Genomic DNA, 19362 nt, shown 5'->3' with positions numbered 1-19362 from the left:
TGCCCTCGCGCTCCTCCCCGAACCGGCGGCGACGTCGGGGTTTCTCAGGACTCAAAGTGCTGGCGGAAGCGTGCGACAGCGGCGTGGATAGCGCCGGGAAGGGAACCCTCGCTTAGCCCAGGGGTTGGTTCTGTTAGGGGCGCCGCGGTCCTCGTGGAGCGAACAGGAGCAGGCAAGATGTCGTCAGGACAAAGCAGTGGAACCGGGGCGAGGACGGAACTGAACGATGAAAAGGTGAGGAAGAACGACATCCTCAGTAATCGCGACAAGGCCCAAAGACGACCTGGACAGAGCTTGGACAGTAAAGGCGTTCAGGTCGATGAATACAAGGACAACCCGGCCAATCGCCGCCCATCGAGCGACGATAGAATTCAACCTGACGCCACGTCAGCCGCCGAGAAGCCGAAGGAGTCGTCACCCGAGACTGACAGGGCAGAGCCGGCGGATGATTCCGAGCAAGTTGACCGGCCCGGTTTCGACTTGGGGGGATCGACCGGCGAGACGCAGGCAGGCCGAGGTCTGGGGCTTGGCCCCGATGCGCTGAAAACCCGAAAGGGACGCTTGCCAAGATAGCGTCCCAAGATAGCGTCGTCTTCAGGCCGCGAGCCGAAGTTGGCGAACGTCCTGAAGAACGCGCCGGAAATCGGGCCTCGGCGCGAGACGCATTGGCAAATCATTTCGAGCAATTCGGACAGAAGCTGATTTCCAGTAGGTTGGCTCGGCGGTCATTGAACTCTGCGCAACATCTGCGCTGACCTAAAAGGGCGTCAGGCGTCGGGGCGAAGGCGCCGCATGCGCTCCTCGGAGCGCCGATGAGTGCTGTTCACTCGATGGCCCCTAGAACGCCGCCACTAGCTCCTCACGCGCAGCATTATCAGTATTGCGTTGGCGCGGGATCTTCCGCCGCTTGCAATCGCTGCACAGAAATTTGCGAATCACCAATGAAATCGTTAGCAATCGCATTTGTGCGGGCGAGCAATAATGCAGGCGCTTAACTCGTAAAGGACATCTTATGGCTAGAGGAAAACCGGTGAAGGCGGCGAGCAGGAAGGTCAACAAGGCTGAACCTGCCGCGATTCGGCCGATCAAAGAGACATTTACAAAATCGGCTCTCATCAACCGGATTGCCGAGGAGAATGACATTCCTCGCAAGACCGCGGTGGGCGTCTACGCGACGCTGGAGAATGTGTTTCTCGGGTCAGTCCACCCGCGCGGCGTCGGCGAGTTCACCCTGCCGGGCCTTCTGAAAGCGACCCTTCGCAAGGTGCCGGCGCGCAAGGCGGGAACTTTGGTTCGCAATCCTGCGACGGGCGAGATGGTCAAAGCCGCCGCCAAGCCCGCAAGCGTGCGCGTCAAAATCCGGCCCCTCGCCAAACTGAAGTCGGCGGCGACGAAGTAAGCGCCATCCATCGGGCCGTCGCGTTGCTTTTTAGCGCCGCGTCGGCGCGCTCATTGCCGCCAATTTGTTGCCGCGCCAGGCCGATTGGCGCTCAACCGCTCACGAAGGCCGGAGCGATGCGGTCGTCAGGAGCGCGCGCGTTACAGCGCCGCCCCTTCGGCCGTCCTTTGGGCCGCCCCTTGGATTGAGCCTGAGGTCGACGGCAGCGGTCTACATGGAACCGCCGCCGCCGAAAGGGCGAACCCCGCTCTTACCATCCGAAGCCGTCGGGATAGCCGTAAGCTGGGTAGCCATAGGCCGGATAGCCATAATAATACGGCTGTGCGTAAGCGCCGGCTGCGCCGGCTGCGGCGGCGGCGCCGAGCACGCCAACGGCCGCTGCGGCCGCGGCGGCGCCCGGATTATAGCCACGGCGGTAATAGCCGCCGCCTCGGTAGTAACGCCGGTAGTAGATCTGATCAGTTAATGATGGCGCATCAATGCCCGCCGACCGCGCCACATTAGGTCCCGCCCAAGCGTTACCTGTCAAAGCCGTCGCGGCCAACCCGCCAAACAGGGCGGCGGTGATGATAGATTTCGATGTCTTACGCATGTGTGCCTCGCTCGCCTTTGAAACATCTTAATTGCGACGCCCTCACGAGAAGCTGGATCGTCGCCTTATATCTGGGCGCTCACGACGCCATTGTCGAGGCCGAGCATCGAAGGCCGCGTTTCATCAATGAGGTGGGGCAGGACGTAAGTCGAAAAATTCCAGTTTCGTCCAAGGTTGGGTCTACCGCGAGGACAGTCTTGCAGCGCCCGGAACGAAGCGGCCGTTATTGGCCCGCAAGCCACGCCAGAGTTCTTCGGTGTAGGGCAGGACGGCGAACAGCAACGCTGCGGCGACAGCGCTGAAAATATAGGCGGGCGGCAGTGGAGGGACTTTCAGCGCGATGTCAAAGCGCGCCGCTTCATCGCCAAATCCAAAAAGCGCCAGAAATTGCGGCCAGTGGCGCGCCGCGACCAACAGCAGGCCCATCAGCGGCATCATTTCAAGGTAGCTGTGAACGTGTTGCTCGATCGGGGTTATCTCGCGCAAATTCACCGCATAGCTCAAATCCCAAAGCGTCGTCGCCTCGTGAACGAAGAACATCACGATCATGAAGGCGAGCACGAGCGCGTTGATGTCCAGCAGAAGCGCCGCGAGGAACGGCCCCGCGACTTCAGCGAAGAGCAGGAGGTGAAGAACGGATTCCTTTGCGCAGGAGGTTGTTTCGATGTTTGTGGCGCGATGACACAGCCAGTCGGCGAACCCCGCCATCAGCCAGACCGGCACGACAAAATACATCAGCACCAGTAATGTCGGATCCTGTTCCATCAGCATCCGCTCTCAAGGCTCATGTTTTTGCAAAGGTCCGTAAGCGGGGCCGTTGAGCGCTTCGCCGTTCGGCGCGAATTGAGATCCGTGACAGGGGCAATCCCAGCATCGCTCGAAGGCGTTCCAGTGCACGAGACAGCCAAGATGGGTACAAACGGCTGAACGCAGGAACAGCGTCCCGTCGTCGTCACGAAAGGCGGCGACCTTGCTCAAGCCGCTGCGCACAATCGCCCCTTCGCCCGGCTTAAGCTGATCCCAGGAGCTGATTTCTCCGGGCGTGACATATTCGGCGAAGTTCTTCGGCGCGGTGAGATTCTCGCTCACATATTCGCCCACGGCGTTGAGCGGCGAGCGCGCGGGATCATAGGCCTCGACCCAGCGGCTGGCGCCGGTCAGGATCATGTCCTTGATGATCAGGCCGGCGAGCGCGCCATGCGTGATCCCTTGCCCCGAATCGCCGGTCGCCACGAAAACGCGCTCGCTCCCAGGGTCGCGACCAATGAAAGCCATGCCGTCGATGGGTTCGAGAACCTGTCCGGACCAGCGGCGAAGCTCTTTGCCGAGCGAAGGCAAAAGCGCGCGCATCCAATGCTCCAGAGCCGCGAAGCGATCAGGCGCATCATTTGCTTCGCCCGAGCGATGATCCTCGCCGCCGACGATCAAAATGTCGACGCCATCATCGCCAGGCTGCAGCCGCACGTAATGATAGGGATCGAGCGTGTCCCAATACAATGCGTCCGGCAGCGTGCCGGAGCGCAGTTCGAACGCCATCGCGTAGGTGCGGTAAGGCGCTTGCTTGGTGTGAATGGCGAAGCGGTCGCTGATCGGCGCATTCGTGGCGACCACCGCGAAATCCGCGCGGACAGTACGGCCGTCGGCCGTCACGACTCTCACGCCGTCATGGTCCTCCGCCACCTCAACCACCGTGGCGTCGGCATAGAAGCGTCCGCCGGCGTCGACGATCGCGCGCGCAAGTCCGTGAAGATATTTCAGTGGATGCACGCGGGCCTGATCGGGATAGCGAAGCGCCGGCGTGACGTCATGGCCGGCAAGGGGAACGCCCGTCTGCTTAAAGACGGGAAGTCCAGCCTTCTGCGTCGCTTCGAACTCGCGCTCGAGCCATTCGGCGTCCTCTTTTCTTGCGGCAAAGAGATAACCGTCGACCCTTTGGAAGTCGCAGTCGATCCTTAGCTTTTGTTGCAAGGTCTCGATGCGATCGATCGCGGCCTGCTGACTTTCGCGCCAGGCGCTTGCATTGCCTATGCCGCGCAATCGGATGAGCTCATCAAAGCCGTCGTCGCTTGCTGACGCGAGATGCGCGGTCGTGCGCGCGGTCATTCCTTTGCCGATCGGACCGCGATCGAGAATGACGACCTTCTTGCCGCTGCTCGCAAGTTCATACGCCGCGGACATCCCCGCGATGCCCGAGCCGACAACGACGACATCAGCGCGTTCGTCGCTGAGAAGAGCGCCTGCGCCTTCGAGAACAGGCTGGTCCGTCCAAAAGGATCGACTTTTTTCAAATGAGACATTCATTGGGAGTTCCGTGTCTGCGATCGGGTTGCCGGGCGGCAAACGACGGCCCAGGCGAGAGTAGAACGAACGCGCCTGCTCCGTGTTCCACGCTCAGCTTGATGGAAGCTTTTAGTGTCATGCAGGACGGCGGCCGGTCCGCTCGAGCCCTCCATCCCCGAAGCGGTCCCGAGCAACTGCGAAAGCTGAAGCGTGCGGCGCGGAGCGACTGATGCCTACGATCGTTTGTAGTCTTCCCTAAAGAGACTGCGCCAGAACATCATTTCGAGTTTTCGGCCGGCGCGATGGCGTCTGCGGCTCCAGCGCAAAGCGGCGACGATGGCGCCACCCTGACGACGATCGCTGCTTCCGCGTCAGGCGTGCAAGCACTCTCAGTAAAAAAGCATGCGCTGCAATGAATGAGGAACGAAGTCTCTTCCCGCAAGTTCATGGATATCCAACTGCGGCCGGTGCGGCCGCCACGCTTCCCATGACCTTGAACCGTGAACCTAGGAGCAATCATGTTCACGCATAATAAGAAACTCCAATATACGGTTCGGGTATCCGAGCCCAACCCGGTCCTCGCGAGTCTGATGCTCGAACAGTTCGGCGGGCCGCAGGGAGAGCTTGCGGCTGCGATGCGATACTTCACGCAGGCGATCGCCGAAGACGATCCGGGCCGGCGCGACATGCTTTTCGACATCGCGACCGAGGAACTCAGCCATCTTGAGATCATCGGCAGCATCGTATCCATGCTGAACAAGGGCGCCAAAGGCCAGCTTGCGGAGGCGACGCAGTCCGAGGCGGAGCTGTATCGCTCAGTGACGCAAGGGGCCGACAGCCACACGCAGGCGATCCTGTATGGCGGCGGCGCGGGCCTGACCAATTCTTCGGGCGTTCCCTGGACCGCGGCTTACGTCGACACCATCGGCGAACCGACGGCGGACCTGCGATCCAACATCGCCGCCGAAGCGCGCGCCAAGATCGTCTACGAGCGACTGATCAACGTCACCGACGACGCTGGGATAAAGGAGGCGCTCGGCTTCCTCATGACGCGTGAGATCGCCCACCAGATTTCCTTCGAGAAGGCGCTCTACGCTATTCAACCCAACTTCCCCCCCGGCAAGATGCCGGGCATGCCGCAGTTCTCGCACCTCTATGTGAACACGTCGCAGGGACCGACCGATCACAAGGGTCCTTGGAACACGGGCGAGAATTGGCAGCGCATGGACGATGTGCTCGGAGGCATTCCACTTGACGGCGGAGACGGTGCGGCGAGCGTCAATCTCGGATCATCGCAAAGCGAGGATCTCGCCAACTACGCCGCGCGAACGCAATCGAATCCCGGTTCTGATCCGGTGACGGGGGCGGATCTGGGCAGCAGCGGCGGCGCCGAAGCACGACATTCGCCCGCGGAATGATCCCAGGATTGGACGCCGGCGGCGGTAGCCGGCGTCCAACGCTTCGACAGCAAACGGCTGAGGCATTGCAATGACTGCTCTGGTGACGAAGGAAACGCGCTCTTCGAAGCTAGCCAACTTTCTCGGCTGGTTTTCGATTGCGGTAGGACTCGCCGAACTCGTCGCGCCGCGCCGCGTTGGCCGAATGGTTGGCGTCGAAGGCGATGGAAGCCTTGTGCAGGCCTATGGTCTTCGCGAATTTCTTGCCGGCGTCGGCATTCTTGCCGCACGCCAGAAAGCGCCGTGGCTTTGGGCGCGCGTTGCGGGCGATGCGCTTGACCTGGCGACTCTCGCGCCAGGCCTCTACAGCATTCGTAGAAACCGCCAACTGGTGAGCGGGCTCGCGGTCGCCGCCGTCGCCGCGATCGGGCTCCTGGATATATACAGCGCAGCTCAGGCGCAGGGTCAGCGTTAAGCGGGCCAAACAGCGTCAAACGGGCGCAGTGCGGCATCGACGGAGCGCCAGCCACGCTCGCCGCATATAACGCTGCGCCTTGGCTGGCGGCTTCAACATTCAGCAGCCCGTCGAAGCCTCGATGAGCCAGTTAGCGGCTGTTGCGCGGCTCGCACCAAGCTCAGGCAAGATAACTACATCTATCTTCTGCTAGCTAAACTAGTCCTTTGGCTTTTTCGTAAGCACAAGGTTAATAAATACTGTCATTTTCAGCTCTGTCTACGGGAACCTTCTCTGTAGCCACTGGTTCAGCTGCAATAGCAGCAGCTGGTTCAGGCGCAATTTGAGGAGACCCGTTCATGGCCGAAGGAAAAACCACTGTTGACCACGACGCGATCCGGAAATGGGTGGAATCGCGCGGCGGTCATCCCTCACGCGTCAAGGGAACGGGAGGGAAGTCCGACGCGGGCCTGCTTCGTGTCGATTTCGGCCCGCAGGAGGAGAGCCTGGAAAAGATTTCCTGGACGGAATTCTTTGACACGTTCGAGCGGAACAAGCTCGCCTTTCTCTACCAGGACGAAGATGACAGCCGCTTCAATAAGCTCATTCGCCGCAACGGCAACTGACGGGGATCGAGCCTATGGCGAAAATCCTCATCACCGGCGGGGCCGGCTTCATCGGCAGCCATGTCGCCCGAATCTCATTATTTTCAGCGTGCAAAGATATGCCGTGATGTTGCGACTTTGCTCTTCGCTCAGATTCATATTGGGCATGGCGTTCCCCGGCACGAATTTCTGGGGGTCCTGCAGCCACGCCATCATATTCTGTGGCGTGTTGCACAGAACGCCGGCGAGATAGATCCGCCTGCTGATGAAGTCGAGCGGCGGACCCACGAGCCCGTCGGCCCCGGCGATTTTTTGTGGCAGGAGCCGCACCCCACTGGCCGATGTCTCATGGACGACCGCCGCTCGGCTTCTGGCCAAAGTTGAATGTCTGCGTGTAACTCCAAGGGTTGGCGGTTTCGATGAATTCGGCGGGAGTCTGCTCGATCTTCAGCGCGTCGCGCGAGATCGTTTGTCCCCAACCTTTGCTTGGCGCCTGGCTGATGCTCTCCACATAGGCGACGAGGTCCCAAACAATTTCGTCGGACAGCATCGCGCCCCAGGCAGGCATGCCATGGGGCCGGCCATGATAGATGCTGAGATAGATGTTCACCGGCTCGCCGCCGTAGATGAAGATGCGGTTGCTCAGCGCAGGCCCCATGCCGCCGCCGCCGTTCGCCGCGTGACAGCCGACGCAATTGAACGTGTTGAAATAGGACATGCCGCGCTGAAGAGCTTGCGGGTCCCCTTTGACGGGATTGATGATCGGGGGCGGGGGCGGCGGATTGCCCGGCAGGAGCATCGTGACAGGCGCACGAAGATATTTCTCGCTTGCCTGATAGAAGCCGATCGCGGGCCCTGTCTTCTTTTCGGTGGATTGTGTTGCGGATGGCTCGGGCGACTGCGGCGCTGGCGCTTGGGCCGCCTGATTGGTTGCCGAGGGTTCAGGCTCGGGCTGCATCCGGGGCGCCGCTGGGCGCCCGACGGGATGATGCGTGCGCGCGAATGTGGACTCGACCGATACGCAGCCCAACGTCAGAGTTAGCGCAACGGCGGCGTAGGATGGCAAGCGCATCGGCGTCGTCCTAGTCAGCGGGCTCTCGCACGGAAGGGACGCCGAAGCTCGCGAGCAGCGCCGCGATCTCATCGCCCTTGCGTTGGAGAACATCATCGAGTTGTCGTTTGAGCGCGTCGTCGCCTTTGCGCACGCCCATGGCGATGGCGAATGAGAATTTGAGCGGCGCGAACCGCCGCGTCTCGCTGATGGGCGTCACGCGCAGCGGCACGGGGGAGTGAAGGGCTGCGTAGCCGGCGAGCGGTCCCCATGCGGCGGCGACGTCGACATCGCCTTTTGCAACCGCCTCGATCAGACGGGCCGGCGGCGAATCTTGCCGATAATCGCCATAGAGCGTGAAGCCGACGACGTTCTCGACGATGCCGAGCTCGCCAAGTGCGTGCGCTGGCGGCGTGTTCATCCCGTCGTCGCCAATCAGATGCACGCCGATCTTCAACGTGCGCAGACTGGGATCTCCCAGCGACGAGACGGGGATGCTCCGATCGGCGCGCGACACGAAGACATAGCTCGACCGGTAATAAGGGCGTGTCGTTTCGACGAGGTCATAATGCGCAGGCACTCCCATGATCACGTCACAAACGCCCGCCTTAAGAGTGTTGCGGACGAAGCCGCGACGTTGCGCCCACCAGACATAGGAAACCGATTTTCCAAGCTCGCGCGCAACGAGCTGAGCAAGCTTGTTTTCAAATCCATGTTCCTGGGAATCCGAGAAGGGCAAATTGTTAGGATCGGCGCAGACTCGCAGACTATCTGCGCGCGCCCCCTCAAGTCCGGCAAAGACTGCAACAACGAGGCAAAGGAGTCCGGCGGCGCATTTCATGGATGGCCGCCCGGCATCGCCGGGGCCTCCGCAGGTCGCTGCGTCGCCTCCTTGCCGAGAGAAAAAACCAGCAACGTTCCGCCGCCGACAGTGTAGAGCGGCAGATCCTGTGACGCGCCGGTGAATCCCAAGGCGCCGTTGCGCACGTGGGGATCGACCTCGGCGTTGGCGACGACGCCAGGCCAGCCGCCGACGCCTGACAGAATGGCGACATATTGGACGCCGTCTTTGCCGACGAAGGTGACCGGCTGTCCTATCAGGCCCGAGGGCGCGCGAATCTGCCACAGCAATTTGCCTGTCCGCGCATCGACGGCTTTGAACATCCTGTCCATGGTGCCGTAGAAAGCGATGTCGCCCGCCGTGACCAGCGCGCCGCTCCAGACGAGCTGATTTTCCGTAATGGACCAGACCTTGGTGCGTTTCACCGGGTCCCAGGCCATGAACTCGCCGCGGTGTCCGCCCGGGCCCGCGTACATGTCGACGGTGGCGCCCACAAATGGCGTGCCGGCGATATAGCTCACTTCGCTTGTTTTGAAATTGGCGCAAAGATGCTGGTGCGGCACATAGAGAAGCTTGGTTCGCGGCGACCAGGCGGTGGGTTGCCAATCCTTGGCCCCGGGCGGCGCCGGACAGACGTTCTCAATCGTCTTGTTCAACACCGGCTCTAACGCGTGATTGGGTTCAATGCGGCCCGTCTTCAGATCGACGCCCTTGTAGACCGTCACCGTGTCGTAGGGATCGGCCGAGAGAACCTCGCCTGTCTCGCGATCCATCACATACATATAGCCGTTACGGCCGGGATGAATGAGCGCTTTGCGCTGCGCGCCGTTAATCTCAAGATCGACGAGCACGTTCTCGTTGATCTCGTCGTGATCCCAGAGATCATGCGGACTGACCTGATACGCCCATTTCGCTTTGCCGGTATCGGCGTCGCGCGCGAAGATCGTGCTCGTCCAAAGATTGTCGCCGGGCCGCTGATTGGAGTTCCAGGGGCCTGGATTCGCCGTGCCGTAGTAAATGAGATCGAGGTTCGGATCGTAGGAAAGCCAGCCCCAGACCGTGCCGCCGCCCGTCTTCCATCGATCGTGTGGCCATGTGTCGACGCCGCGATCCTTTCCTTTCATCCAATCGTAAAAAGGTTTGAACTCCGGGCCGATCAGCACCTCGGAATCAGGGCCGGTGGAATGGGCGCGCCACACGATCTTGCCGGTGTTCTGATCGACGGCGGTCAGCCATCCCCGAACGCCCATTTCGCCGCCGCTATTGCCGACGAGCACTTTTCCTTTGACCGCCAGCGGCGCCATGGTGATCGTCTCGCCGAGATTAATGTCGCCGAGCTTTGTCACCCACAATTCGACGCCCGTGCGCGCGTCAAGCGCGACCATGTGATTGTCGAGCGTGTTGAGAAAGATCTTGCCATTGTCATAGGCGAGGCCGCGCGTCACGACATCGCAACAGGCGACGCCCTTCGCTGCGATATCTGGCTTCGGCGCGTAGGACCATTTGAGCTCGCCCGTGGCGGCGTCGAGCGCAAAAACCTGATTGGGACGCGGCCCGTCATAGGGCGCCGCGACATACAGCACGCCATCGACGACGAGCGGCGCCGCTTCCTGTCCACGATCAACGCCAACCGAAAAGGACCACGCAAGCTTCAGCTGAGAGACATTCTCGGCGTTGATCTGATCGAGAGTGCTGTAACGTGTGTTGGCGTAATCGCGCGAAGCGATCGGCCAGTTCTTTTGATCGGCGACGAGATCGGAAAGGCTTGGCTGCGCCGCAGCCGCGAGGGGCGCGAAAAAAGAGAGACACAGACCAAAGCGCCAAGCGGCGGCGCGCTGTGACATTCCCCGGCAAAAGGTCGGACGAGGCAAAGACCTGAACTTTGATGAGCGCAAAGGCGACATGACTTTTTCCGGCGTTTGCAACGTCACGAATTTGCAACGCTATCGCACGTAGAGCGCGGCCCATTGCGGGCAAGCGTCGCCGACTACGCGCGGCGCATAGGCTCCGGCCGTCACGACGTTGAGATAGGATTGCGCTCGATATTCCGCGCCAGTGCAGCTATGTTTCTTGCGCAGGCGTGGGTTCGGCCCGCGACATTTCTGAAAAGGAACAGGCGCCAGTCACTGAAGGGCGATCCATTCCGCTCGAACCGCCTCGAGCTCATCGGACTGGCGTTCAGGGTCGGAGGCTTCGCGGACGATGCATTACGATGCGCTCTTGGCCGCCCTCGTCGCAGGAGTCGTCACTCTCCTCGCGTTTCTTTTTTGGCCAGCGGTGGCGGATCAGCTCCCGGAACTGGCTTGGTCGGCGATCGTCTATCTTTTAGTGCTGCTCGTCGGCGCCTGGATTTTCAACTCCTGGCGTCGGATACGGCGCAAATAGCGGGTTGACAGAGTGAATTATCGACGGGCGGGCGCCGAGCACCGCTTTCCCACTTGACAGCGGTCAATAAACCTACTCTTAACGGCTCGCTATTTAGATCGCGATCTTTCTCAGGCGAACAGGGTTCATGCGCTTTCTTAAAAAACTCCCAAGCTTTGCCGCGCCGCTTGTCGGCGTCACGGTTGCGCTTGCCCTGTGCATCGTCGTCTTCGCCTTGTCCTTGGCAGGGATGGATCCAACCCTCGATTAACGGGCCAGAACGTCCGCCGCTCATTCGATAGCGGTTTCGACGACGTCTGCTTCGTCCACTTCTTCCAGCACCTCGTCAATGCTGTCTTCTTCCTCATCGGCCGTTGACTCTTCTTCGTCATCAGCCGTTGACAAGAGAACATCATCGGCGACCGGTTCGATGACTGGCGCTACTGGCGTAGGCCTGGCGAAACTCGCCGAATACGGACGCCTTGCGGCCGAACGCAAGACCTCCACGACCTGAAAGGCCGCGGCGCACTTTGGACAAACGATCGGCGAGCGGTTGAGATCGTAAAACGCCGTTGCACAAGTCAGGCATCGGCGTTTCACGCCAAGTTCAGCTTTGGCCATTTGAGATATCCCTTCGAAGTGGACTGCGTGCGCTGGCGCGGCAGGATGTATCTTATCGCCCTTGGGGCGTCGCCATTGGGGCGACTTGGCGCCAAACGGCTCGATGCCAGTTCCGTGGCTACGCAGTATTAGCACGGCGGAGCGCATTGGCCGTAATATTTCGCGATGGCGCCGGGAATATCGCAGAAAATCGTCTTTAATATTTGGGGATTGAGTCACCTGAATACAAGGCGGAGCCGGGGCGTTACCAGGCGGCCGTCATCAGCAATTGGAAAATTGCGACTCCCTTTACAGCCCAGGAAGGGATTATAATACCCGCCGCTTCAACTGCGGCGGCCAAGGAGAAGACGATGCGAGTTGCGATCCTCGCATCGTCGCGCGACTGTTAGTGCGAGCGCATGAAGCTAAGCAACGTGGCGCTCAGGCTACCGCCTGTGAATACGATCGTCGCGCCAAGCGCAAGCAATGCGACAAGGTTGAGTGTCAGATCATTCGCCGCGCCCGCGATGGCGAGAATGCCGAGCACGATCACGGCCAAACCCGAGAGCGCCTGAATGCCTGCTGAGCCAAAGGCCATTTCGCTTGCGAGAATTTCGCTGCCGCCGGCGCCCATTTGATCTCTGCTCCTCAGCGACTCCTGGCTGAGCACATGCAGTTGCCACACGGCATTGCTGCTCAGAACCAGAGCCGATCCGAACGCGATCGCGGCGACGGGCGTCAGCGTTGCAGGCTCGATGCCGAGCAGCGAAAGCACGCCAAGAACGATGCCGGCCGCGCCGACGAGGAAGACGACCGACAGGCTGCTGCCGCCAAAACCTTCGACGTTTGTGGTTCTCGCGCCAGCTGGAAAGATGATCTGGGCGTATTCGGACAACATCGTTCCGCCTAGGATCAACAAGGCGACGCCAAAGACGATGGTGGCGATTGACGCCATCATCGGCGCATTCACGCCCGATAATCCAACGATGGCGATAATGACGGTGGCCAGACCGCCGATGGCGTCGATCAAGCCTCCATACGCCGCCGTTTCACGAAATGTCGACTCCCGAGAAGTAATGGACATGACAGTGCCTCCAGACTTGCGATATCGCCACACGAGCAAGAGCGCGCGTGATTCCACATAGCGTTGGATTCACCCAGTCAAGATCGACAGCGCGTTTACGCCGAAGCAGACGCAAGCCAAGCGGCAAGCGCGCACAAGTTCGGTTCAGTTTGCGTGTCACACGCAGGGAGTCGGCGAGCGTCGCGAAGTCGGGCGCATAAAGCTAAGAAGAATGGCGTTCAGGCTGCCCCCCTTGAGAACGAGCGCAGAGCCGAGAATGAGCAGCGCCACGAGGTTGAACGTAAGGTCATTCCTGGCGCCGGACACGGCAAGAACGCCGAGCACGACTGCGGCGAAGCCGCCAAAGGTCTGAATGCCGGCGGAATCAAAAACCATTTGGGTTGCGAGAATGTCTCTCAAAGACTCCTCGCTCCTGGCGGATGCGCGGCTGACGACATTAAAGGTCTGAATGCCGGCGGAATCAAAAACCATTTCGTTTGCGAGAATGTCTCTCGAAGACTCCTCGTCCCTGGCGCATGCGCGGCTGACGACATTAAGATGCCACGCAGAGACGCTGCTCAAGATCAGCGCGCCTCCGAATATAATCGACGCGATGGGCGTCAGCACTGCCGAATCGAAGTCCAGCAGCGAAAGCACGCCTAGAGCGATGCCGCCGGCGCCAAACAGAACAAGCGCCGAACGGCTGCTGACGTTGAACATTGGAGAGTTCGCGCCGAACAGCACCGAAAATCGGGCATGGTCAGACATCATGCCATTGCCCCGGATCAACAGCGCGACGCCGAATACAATTGTCGCGATCACCGCCATTATCGGCGCGTAGAAACCGATGAGTCCGAGAATGGCGAGGATGACGGTTGCAACACCGCCAACATCATCGACCAAGCCGCCCTGCCTAGCGCGCGCGGGGAAAGCCGATTCACCGACCGTTATCGACATGTTCGTCTCCCAACTTCAACGCCCCCAAAAGATAAGATTTAATTAGCGGCCATTTGGCGCCGGCAAGATCGATCAGCGGACGCGCACAACTTCGCCTTGAGCGTGACCGCGCGCGTCACGTGTTAAGTCTTGAACCGCAAGAACGCGTGAGACGGCTCGCAGTGCGCCTTCCGTCGCGCAACCGCGGGTTTTCGCGTGGGGTCTGAGTCTATGGGATGTGCGGTCGCGATCACGCTGAGTTGGATCGGGATCGTCTCGCTGGACTCGATGTTCGTCGCCTATCGCTCAGGCGGCGGCGCGGCGCTGCAAGGTGCGACCGGAGCACGCCAGCGGCACGCCAAACGGCGCCCGAGCAGAGTGGCGCGCAGCGCCGGCGTGCGCGCAACTTCGTCAAAGATTCACCCACTGCTGCGGAGGCGAGGTCGCGCTTCTCTCAGGAGGCGAGCGTCAGTCGAGAGCCTTACCGCCTGCCTCTTCGCAAGCGGCGGCGGACTCCTTGAAGACCCAGCCCTGGCCCTTGCAGGAATTCATACCCTTGCACGCATTTTTGGGTGAATGACAGTCGGCCTTGCCCTTACAGCTATTCGCGCCGAGGCAATGCACTTTGCCCGTCGACGCCGCCTTTGCGGGCGGCGCAGCGCCAGCGAGAACGATTGAGATCGCAGCAACCGCGAGCGTCGCTCCCTTGCATCTATCCGTTTTCATATTTTCGTCTCATCCCTGTCTGCATGGCACCAAAACGTTTGCCACCATGGTTTACCAATCTTGGATAGTAAAGCAAAAATGCGCACGCCTTGGCGACAGTATTGGACCTATGTGAAAGGCGCCCACACAGCCGCTCTACGTATACGCGTCAGGAATTCGTGAGAATGCTCGACGACTTGTAAATCAACCGAAACGCCGACGCATCTGGGCTGATGGCGCGCCGAAGGCTGTATTTTTGGTATGCAACTTAATATAAATCTCACACCGACCGGTACGCATTGACGCGGCGCAGCTGAATCTGGTCGTTCACCTTTGAAGGACGTGACGAGGGCGTTCGAGGCGGATCGCCCGCCGGGAAGTGGATCGTGCGCCTTGTCGCAGCGAGACGGGAGCCGGTTGCGTTGACAAAACTGCCCGAAATCGGTCCGATCAATCTGAGTGCGAATGAGCCATGGACCGAGTCTTTTGCCATGTCCGATAGGACGGTCGAAGCCGACCTTGGAAAAGAAGTCGCGTCGCCGTCGCGCGTCCTGCGTCGACGCGAATTCACTCGCCAAGTCTTTCTTCAGATTCATCGAACCATTGGGCTTTTCGCCGGGGCGGTGTTCGTTCTGGTCGGGCTCAGCGGCAGCATTCTCGCCTTTCGCGAGGACATCGACGAATGGCTGAACGCTTCAATCATGCGCGTTGAAATCCCGGCGCCGCCCGCTCGCCGCCCGCTTGATGAAATTCTCGCAGCCGCTATCACGGCGATGCCCGCCGACGGCAAGGCGGAGAGAGTCACAATGCCGCGCCATTCCGCATCGGCGGTGGCGATCACATACATGGTCGAGACCGACGACCTCGACACCGATGTCTACGAGATGTTCGTCGATCCTTACACCGCGAAAGTCAAAGGCCAGCGCCTTTATCTGCATGGAGACAAGACGCTGTCACAGCCCCTTGTCCCAATCATCATGGCCTTTCATTGGACCCTGCTGCTTGGGTTCAACAACGCTTATATACTCGGTTCAATAGCCATACTTATTCTTATCTCTATCCTTGTCGGTCTTTATCTGTGGTGGCCGCGCAATGGCGATTGGCGGCTGGGTTTTAAGATCAAGTGGGGCGCAAGCCCAGAGAGAGTCGTTTACGACGCGCATAGAAGCGTCGGCGCTTACTTCAGCGTTTTCTTGTTGGTTACGCTGTTCACCGGAGTCGCCATGATTTTTAAACCGGCGACGCGTTCCGTGGCGGGGCTTTTTTCCCAGGTGCGCGCAGATCCGGATTATGGAAAGTCGACTCCAATTCCAGTCCGACCGCCGGTCGGCGTCGACGAAGCCGTTGCAATCGCCGATAAAATCTTCTCCGATGGAAGACTTCACTGGGTTCTCCTGCCGAGCACGCCAAGCGGCGTCTACGTCGTCGGCAAGCAGTCGAGAGACGAGCCCAACAGAACCACAACGTTTCGGAATGTCGGCGTCGATCAGTACAGCGGACAAGTTCTGTATGTGCAAGATCGCAGTGCGTTCACCGCAGGGGAGAGGCTCCTCGAATGGCTCTTCCCGCTGCATACCGGCGAGGCTTTCGGCGCGATCGGCCGATCGATCGTTCTGGTGGTCGGGCTGACGCCCTTTGTCCTTTACGTCACGGGCTTTCTGCGATGGCGACAAAAGCGCCGTGCGCGAAGGCGCGCTGCAGACTGACAAATCCGTTCTGACCGTTCCATAAAACGCGGGTTATCGCCCAACGAAGATCGGCATTTCGATCGTGTCCTCTGCGTTTTTCGCCTCGCCGAAGGCAAGCTTGAGGAGATATTTTCCCTTGTGAGCGACCGATGCGTCCAAAGTTACAAAGCCGCTTGAATGCGGATGCGACGGCAACGCATTGATCTGCTTAAGGCCGCCATCAGCATCATATTGATAGAATGAAAGCGCGACGGACTCGTTTCTCGCTTCCTTTTCCATGAGCGTCACGGAAAAAATGACTTTGCCCGTTCCGGGCACGCGATCGCAAAACTCGTCATATTTGCTCAAATCGTCCGTCGGCCCTCCGGCGTTCTCTTCGGAGTCCGGCAGGAAGTATGTGGTGAGATGCACGGAATAGAAGTCGCTGACTCCAAGACATTCCGATATCGTGCGGTCGCCCGCCTTGACGGCGGGCTGGAGGACATGCGCCTTCCAAAAGTCATTCAAATGCTGGTTGAAAGCCGGACCCCAGAATGAATAGGAAAACATCGCGATATTGACGCCGGCGATCAGAACGATGCCCGCGAATAGCAACAAGTTCAGGCGAACAGTCGGACGCATCGTTGATCGCTCCTTGTCCTTTGCGTGTTGCGACGTCCTCTACGGACGCACCTCGAACTCCCAAGCGCCGCTGACGAGATGGCCGTCAGCTGAAAGCGCCCGGTAGCGCACGGTGTATTTGCCGGGATTCAACCGATTCACGCTCACTGACACATGGCTCGGATCGGCGCTATCAATCGCCGCGTCGCGCTTGTCGACCCTTTCGCCCGATGCGCTCACAACCGCCAATGCGGCAAAGGCGTCGCGAATGCCGGCGTCGTACCATACGTCCACTTTTCCGATGTCTTCAGCGCCGACGCCGCCTTGCGCGGGCGAGGTGCGAACAACGATCGCATGCGCCAGAATGATCGCCGGGCGCTGCGCCGCTTGCGGCGGACGTGACGGGCCGGTGAGCACCATCGCCGGAGCAGCGCTAAGCTGTTGATCGCGACCGGGGGAGTCAGAGACAGTTCTGTACGCCGCAGCGGGATCAGGCGTCGCGCCGACTGACAGGATCGCCGCGGCAAACGATAGCAGGCGCGCATGCCGGTTGACCGACGTCCAAGAAGCACTTTTTCGACGGAAAAATCTTGCCTGTCCGCTCTTCGTCATGGGGCGAAGTCCGATTCAATAGTCATTTCCTAGCTCGCTCGCGCGCAAAGACTGCGTCGGGCCGCAAGTCGCCGTTTGCTCATCTTGTCACAGACTTGATCAGCGACGCCATTCCGCCGCGTCGCCAAAATGGTATCGCGCCACGTTCAGCGCGCGAACGCGTCTTCTTTTTCCAAGAACGCCGCGCATCCTGCTCCACCGCCGCAGAGCTGGCAGCCTGTAGCGTCTCTCGCACAACGGCTGCCGCGCTGATGGACTTGAGCTTGCCCTTCTCCCTCGATATGCATCTTTTTAGAAAAGTGCATACGCCGCAGGCGCGCGGCGCGTCAAGGGAGTCCGCCCAATGATGTGGTTGCTGAACGGCGCGGTCGCAGTCGTTGTGGCGTTTTTCGCGAGTGCGCCGGCGGCGCACGCCCATACGGCGAATATTTCCAGCAGCCGAATCGTGCCGGAAGGGCAGGGTCTTTATCGCGTCGAGGTCGGCTTTCTGGGAACTGACATCGAGCGCATGTTCGCCGAAAACAAGCCGAAGAGCGACGAGGTCGATCTCACCGAGCCCGGCGTGATCGAGGGCATGATCGGCAAGTTCATTCAGAAGCGCGTCGATCTGCAGAATGCGGAAGGTCAGGCATGCGCGAGCACGGTCGTTTTGGTCGGCGATGATCCGACCAATCCTAGTGACTCAAAAGTCGTGCTGCGGATGGACTGCAGCGCGGTTCAAGGGCAGATTTTTTACAATCCGTTCAGACTTCTTGATGCGCAGGGGCCGCGTGCGAAACAACTCGTCAGCATCGGGGAGAAAGCCGATGAGGCCAATCTGACCGAGGCGCAACGCCTGGGCCGCGAGCCGGCGCCCGGGCAGGTGATGATCTATCCCGGCGATGCGATGGTTGATCTCTCCAAGCCGTTGCTGACGCCTTGGGAGCTCGCGCCGAAATTTTTCTCCGCCGGGGTCGAGCACATTGTGTCGGGCTATGATCATCTGTGCTTCCTGATCGCCGTGATGCTGTGGGCGACGCGTATCTGGCCCGCCGTCAAGATCGTAACGGCTTTCACCATCTCACATTCGATCACCCTGTCGCTTGCGGCGCTTGAACTCGTCAATTTGCCCAGCAGTTGGGTCGAGATCGCAATCGCGCTGTCGATCATCTACGTCGCAGTTGAAAACTTCTTTACGCGCAAGGTCGACGGGCGCTGGCGCGACACCTTCGCGTTTGGCTTCATCCATGGCTTTGGATTCGCGAGCGGTCTGATCGAACTCGGCGTTCCTCAGCGGGCCATTGTGCCGGCGCTGGCGAGCTTTAATATCGGCGTCGAAGTCGGGCAGATCGGCGTCGTGCTCGTCGTTCTCCCTTTACTTCTCCTGATCGATAAGAACTTCACTCACGGTCAGCGCAGCCCATTCCTCGTTCAGGTCTGCTCAGCGATCATCGCCTGTTTTGGCGCCTATTGGTTCTTTGTGCGTATTGCCGAGCTGGGCTAGAAATTATCGGCAGAGCGCCATCTTCAGTGCGGCCGGCGACGCGACTCATTCCTTCGCTCCGAAAGATGCTGGGAGCCGTCTTATGCTGGGCTTTCGTCCCTAGAACGCTGTTTTTAAAAGCGAACTGCCCCTAGGGCGAACAGCCTGATGCGGCCTGGAAAAGCTTGAATGGCGCGCACTGCAAAAATTTAAAGACTTGCGAGCGATCGCCGACGGTCAATTCACGCCGATGGACTTTCATTTCTTAAATGTTTAGTTCAAGCGCCGGACTGGGGACGTTAGGCGCGGGCGATAGGCAAGTCCAGCTGACCGCCAGCGTTGGCGAGCCCTTTCCGGCGAAAGCCGCAGGGTGAGGCGGCTCTTCGGAAATCTGGTTTTATCGGAGGAAATCTTATGAGGAAGCTGATATTTGCGCTTGCCGCGGCGGGAGCGCTCGCGCCTTCGCTGTCGAACGCGCAGGTCAAGATCGACATGACCCGCATCACTTGCGGTGAATTGTTGGCGATGCCGGCCGACGATCAAGCAGACTTCGGGGCGTTTATGGGCGGCTGGTTCGCGCAGAAAAGCGGCCGGACCTTCATCGACGTGAACTTGTTTCGGAAAAACTCCGCCAGCGTCAAGAGTTGGTGCGCTTCCAATCCGAATGAGTCGGTCATGGCGGGTCTGCAGCGCGCTTTTGAGCAGAAGTAACA

At 60.0% G+C, this 19362-nt stretch carries 23 protein-coding genes; 10 read left to right on the top strand and 13 right to left on the bottom strand.

Going from position 1 to position 19362, the window contains the following annotated elements:
• Nucleotides 1-177: 177 nt before the first annotated feature.
• Nucleotides 178-573: a hypothetical protein gene (locus tag IYX23_RS19445; RefSeq protein ID WP_196394593.1), complete on the top strand. Its 396-nt coding sequence runs from the start codon at nucleotides 178-180 to the stop codon at nucleotides 571-573.
• A 439-nt stretch (nucleotides 574-1012) separates the two neighbouring features.
• Entirely contained in the window at nucleotides 1013-1399 is a 387-nt protein-coding gene (locus IYX23_RS19440) for an HU family DNA-binding protein (RefSeq protein WP_196394592.1), read from the top strand.
• A gap of 250 nt (nucleotides 1400-1649) precedes the next feature.
• Here the strand turns inward: IYX23_RS19440 and IYX23_RS19435 are convergent, their stop codons facing one another.
• The 3 genes from IYX23_RS19435 to IYX23_RS19425 all read right to left on the bottom strand — a co-directional run bounded on the left by IYX23_RS19435 (nucleotide 1650) and on the right by IYX23_RS19425 (nucleotide 4292).
• Nucleotides 1650-1991, bottom strand: coding sequence for a hypothetical protein (locus tag IYX23_RS19435; RefSeq protein ID WP_196394591.1), 342 nt, complete (start codon nucleotides 1989-1991; stop codon nucleotides 1650-1652).
• Between the two features lie 180 nt (nucleotides 1992-2171).
• Complete coding sequence (locus IYX23_RS19430; RefSeq protein WP_196394767.1) at nucleotides 2172-2756, bottom strand: diguanylate cyclase; 585 nt, start codon at nucleotides 2754-2756, stop codon at nucleotides 2172-2174.
• 12 nt (nucleotides 2757-2768) lie between these two features.
• A complete protein-coding gene (locus tag IYX23_RS19425) occupies nucleotides 2769-4292 on the bottom strand; it encodes an FAD-dependent oxidoreductase (RefSeq protein ID WP_196394590.1) in 1524 nt (507 codons plus the stop codon).
• A gap of 497 nt (nucleotides 4293-4789) precedes the next feature.
• On the opposite strand from IYX23_RS19425, the gene IYX23_RS19420 reads away from it, so the two are divergent.
• The 3 genes from IYX23_RS19420 to IYX23_RS19410 all read left to right on the top strand — a co-directional run bounded on the left by IYX23_RS19420 (nucleotide 4790) and on the right by IYX23_RS19410 (nucleotide 6748).
• Nucleotides 4790-5689, top strand: a complete 900-nt coding sequence (locus IYX23_RS19420) for a manganese catalase family protein (protein ID WP_196394589.1) — start codon at nucleotides 4790-4792, stop codon at nucleotides 5687-5689.
• A 70-nt stretch (nucleotides 5690-5759) separates the two neighbouring features.
• Nucleotides 5760-6143, top strand: coding sequence for a hypothetical protein (locus IYX23_RS19415; protein ID WP_246716963.1), 384 nt, complete (start codon nucleotides 5760-5762; stop codon nucleotides 6141-6143).
• A gap of 338 nt (nucleotides 6144-6481) precedes the next feature.
• Entirely contained in the window at nucleotides 6482-6748 is a 267-nt protein-coding gene (locus tag IYX23_RS19410) for a hypothetical protein (RefSeq protein WP_196394588.1), read from the top strand.
• A gap of 48 nt (nucleotides 6749-6796) precedes the next feature.
• Here the strand turns inward: IYX23_RS19410 and IYX23_RS19405 are convergent, their stop codons facing one another.
• The 4 genes from IYX23_RS19405 to IYX23_RS19390 are packed head-to-tail and all read right to left on the bottom strand — an operon-like array spanning nucleotide 6797 to nucleotide 10463.
• On the bottom strand, nucleotides 6797-7057 hold the full coding sequence (locus tag IYX23_RS19405) for a hypothetical protein (RefSeq protein WP_196394587.1): 261 nt from the start codon (nucleotides 7055-7057) through the stop codon (nucleotides 6797-6799).
• 16 nt (nucleotides 7058-7073) lie between these two features.
• Nucleotides 7074-7799: a c-type cytochrome gene (locus IYX23_RS19400; RefSeq protein WP_196394586.1), complete on the bottom strand. Its 726-nt coding sequence runs from the start codon at nucleotides 7797-7799 to the stop codon at nucleotides 7074-7076.
• A gap of 10 nt (nucleotides 7800-7809) precedes the next feature.
• Complete coding sequence (locus IYX23_RS19395) at nucleotides 7810-8619, bottom strand: substrate-binding domain-containing protein (protein WP_196394585.1); 810 nt, start codon at nucleotides 8617-8619, stop codon at nucleotides 7810-7812.
• Entirely contained in the window at nucleotides 8616-10463 is a 1848-nt protein-coding gene (locus IYX23_RS19390; protein WP_196394584.1) for a PQQ-dependent dehydrogenase, methanol/ethanol family, read from the bottom strand. Before IYX23_RS19390 ends, IYX23_RS19395 begins: the two co-directional genes overlap by 4 nt.
• Before the next feature lie 358 nt (nucleotides 10464-10821).
• Here IYX23_RS19390 and IYX23_RS19385 point away from each other — a divergent pair, with 358 nt between their 5' ends.
• Together IYX23_RS19385 and IYX23_RS20560 are read left to right on the top strand one after the other, a co-directional pair.
• Nucleotides 10822-11004 (top strand): hypothetical protein, encoded by a 183-nt coding sequence (locus IYX23_RS19385; protein ID WP_196394583.1) that lies wholly within the window; start codon nucleotides 10822-10824, stop codon nucleotides 11002-11004.
• Between the two features lie 127 nt (nucleotides 11005-11131).
• Nucleotides 11132-11254 carry a hypothetical protein gene (locus IYX23_RS20560; protein ID WP_281431707.1) on the top strand — a complete coding sequence of 41 codons (123 nt, stop codon included), beginning with the start codon at nucleotides 11132-11134 and terminating at the stop codon, nucleotides 11252-11254.
• A 20-nt stretch (nucleotides 11255-11274) separates the two neighbouring features.
• Here IYX23_RS20560 and IYX23_RS19380 read toward each other — a convergent pair whose 3' ends face one another.
• From IYX23_RS19380 to IYX23_RS20345, 4 genes are all read right to left on the bottom strand, one after another.
• Nucleotides 11275-11604: a TIGR02300 family protein gene (locus tag IYX23_RS19380; protein WP_196394582.1), complete on the bottom strand. Its 330-nt coding sequence runs from the start codon at nucleotides 11602-11604 to the stop codon at nucleotides 11275-11277.
• Between the two features lie 385 nt (nucleotides 11605-11989).
• Nucleotides 11990-12667 carry a hypothetical protein gene (locus IYX23_RS19375; protein ID WP_196394581.1) on the bottom strand — a complete coding sequence of 226 codons (678 nt, stop codon included), beginning with the start codon at nucleotides 12665-12667 and terminating at the stop codon, nucleotides 11990-11992.
• Between the two features lie 156 nt (nucleotides 12668-12823).
• A complete protein-coding gene (locus IYX23_RS19370; RefSeq protein ID WP_196394580.1) occupies nucleotides 12824-13603 on the bottom strand; it encodes a hypothetical protein in 780 nt (259 codons plus the stop codon).
• Between the two features lie 447 nt (nucleotides 13604-14050).
• The gene (locus IYX23_RS20345; protein ID WP_210330783.1) at nucleotides 14051-14308 is read right to left on the bottom strand and encodes a hypothetical protein; all 258 of its coding nucleotides are present in this window, start codon (nucleotides 14306-14308) and stop codon (nucleotides 14051-14053) included.
• 470 nt (nucleotides 14309-14778) lie between these two features.
• On the opposite strand from IYX23_RS20345, the gene IYX23_RS19365 reads away from it, so the two are divergent.
• A complete protein-coding gene (locus IYX23_RS19365) occupies nucleotides 14779-15993 on the top strand; it encodes a PepSY-associated TM helix domain-containing protein (protein ID WP_246716961.1) in 1215 nt (404 codons plus the stop codon).
• 33 nt (nucleotides 15994-16026) lie between these two features.
• Here IYX23_RS19365 and IYX23_RS19360 read toward each other — a convergent pair whose 3' ends face one another.
• Entirely contained in the window at nucleotides 16027-16596 is a 570-nt protein-coding gene (locus tag IYX23_RS19360; RefSeq protein ID WP_196394578.1) for a hypothetical protein, read from the bottom strand.
• A gap of 39 nt (nucleotides 16597-16635) precedes the next feature.
• Nucleotides 16636-16995: a copper resistance CopC family protein gene (locus IYX23_RS19355; protein WP_196394577.1), complete on the bottom strand. Its 360-nt coding sequence runs from the start codon at nucleotides 16993-16995 to the stop codon at nucleotides 16636-16638.
• Between the two features lie 535 nt (nucleotides 16996-17530).
• Here IYX23_RS19355 and IYX23_RS19350 point away from each other — a divergent pair.
• Together IYX23_RS19350 and IYX23_RS19345 are read left to right on the top strand one after the other, a co-directional pair.
• On the top strand, nucleotides 17531-18670 hold the full coding sequence (locus IYX23_RS19350; protein WP_196394576.1) for a HupE/UreJ family protein: 1140 nt from the start codon (nucleotides 17531-17533) through the stop codon (nucleotides 18668-18670).
• Nucleotides 18671-19063: 393 nt separating this feature from the next.
• Nucleotides 19064-19360 carry an HdeA/HdeB family chaperone gene (locus IYX23_RS19345; protein ID WP_175093139.1) on the top strand — a complete coding sequence of 99 codons (297 nt, stop codon included), beginning with the start codon at nucleotides 19064-19066 and terminating at the stop codon, nucleotides 19358-19360.
• The last annotated feature ends 2 nt before the right edge of the window (nucleotides 19361-19362 follow it).

This window comes from Methylocystis sp. L43, from assembly GCF_015709525.1.
Lineage (GTDB): Bacteria > Pseudomonadota > Alphaproteobacteria > Rhizobiales > Beijerinckiaceae > Methylocystis.
This window is presented reverse-complemented; position numbering and strand designations above follow the sequence as displayed.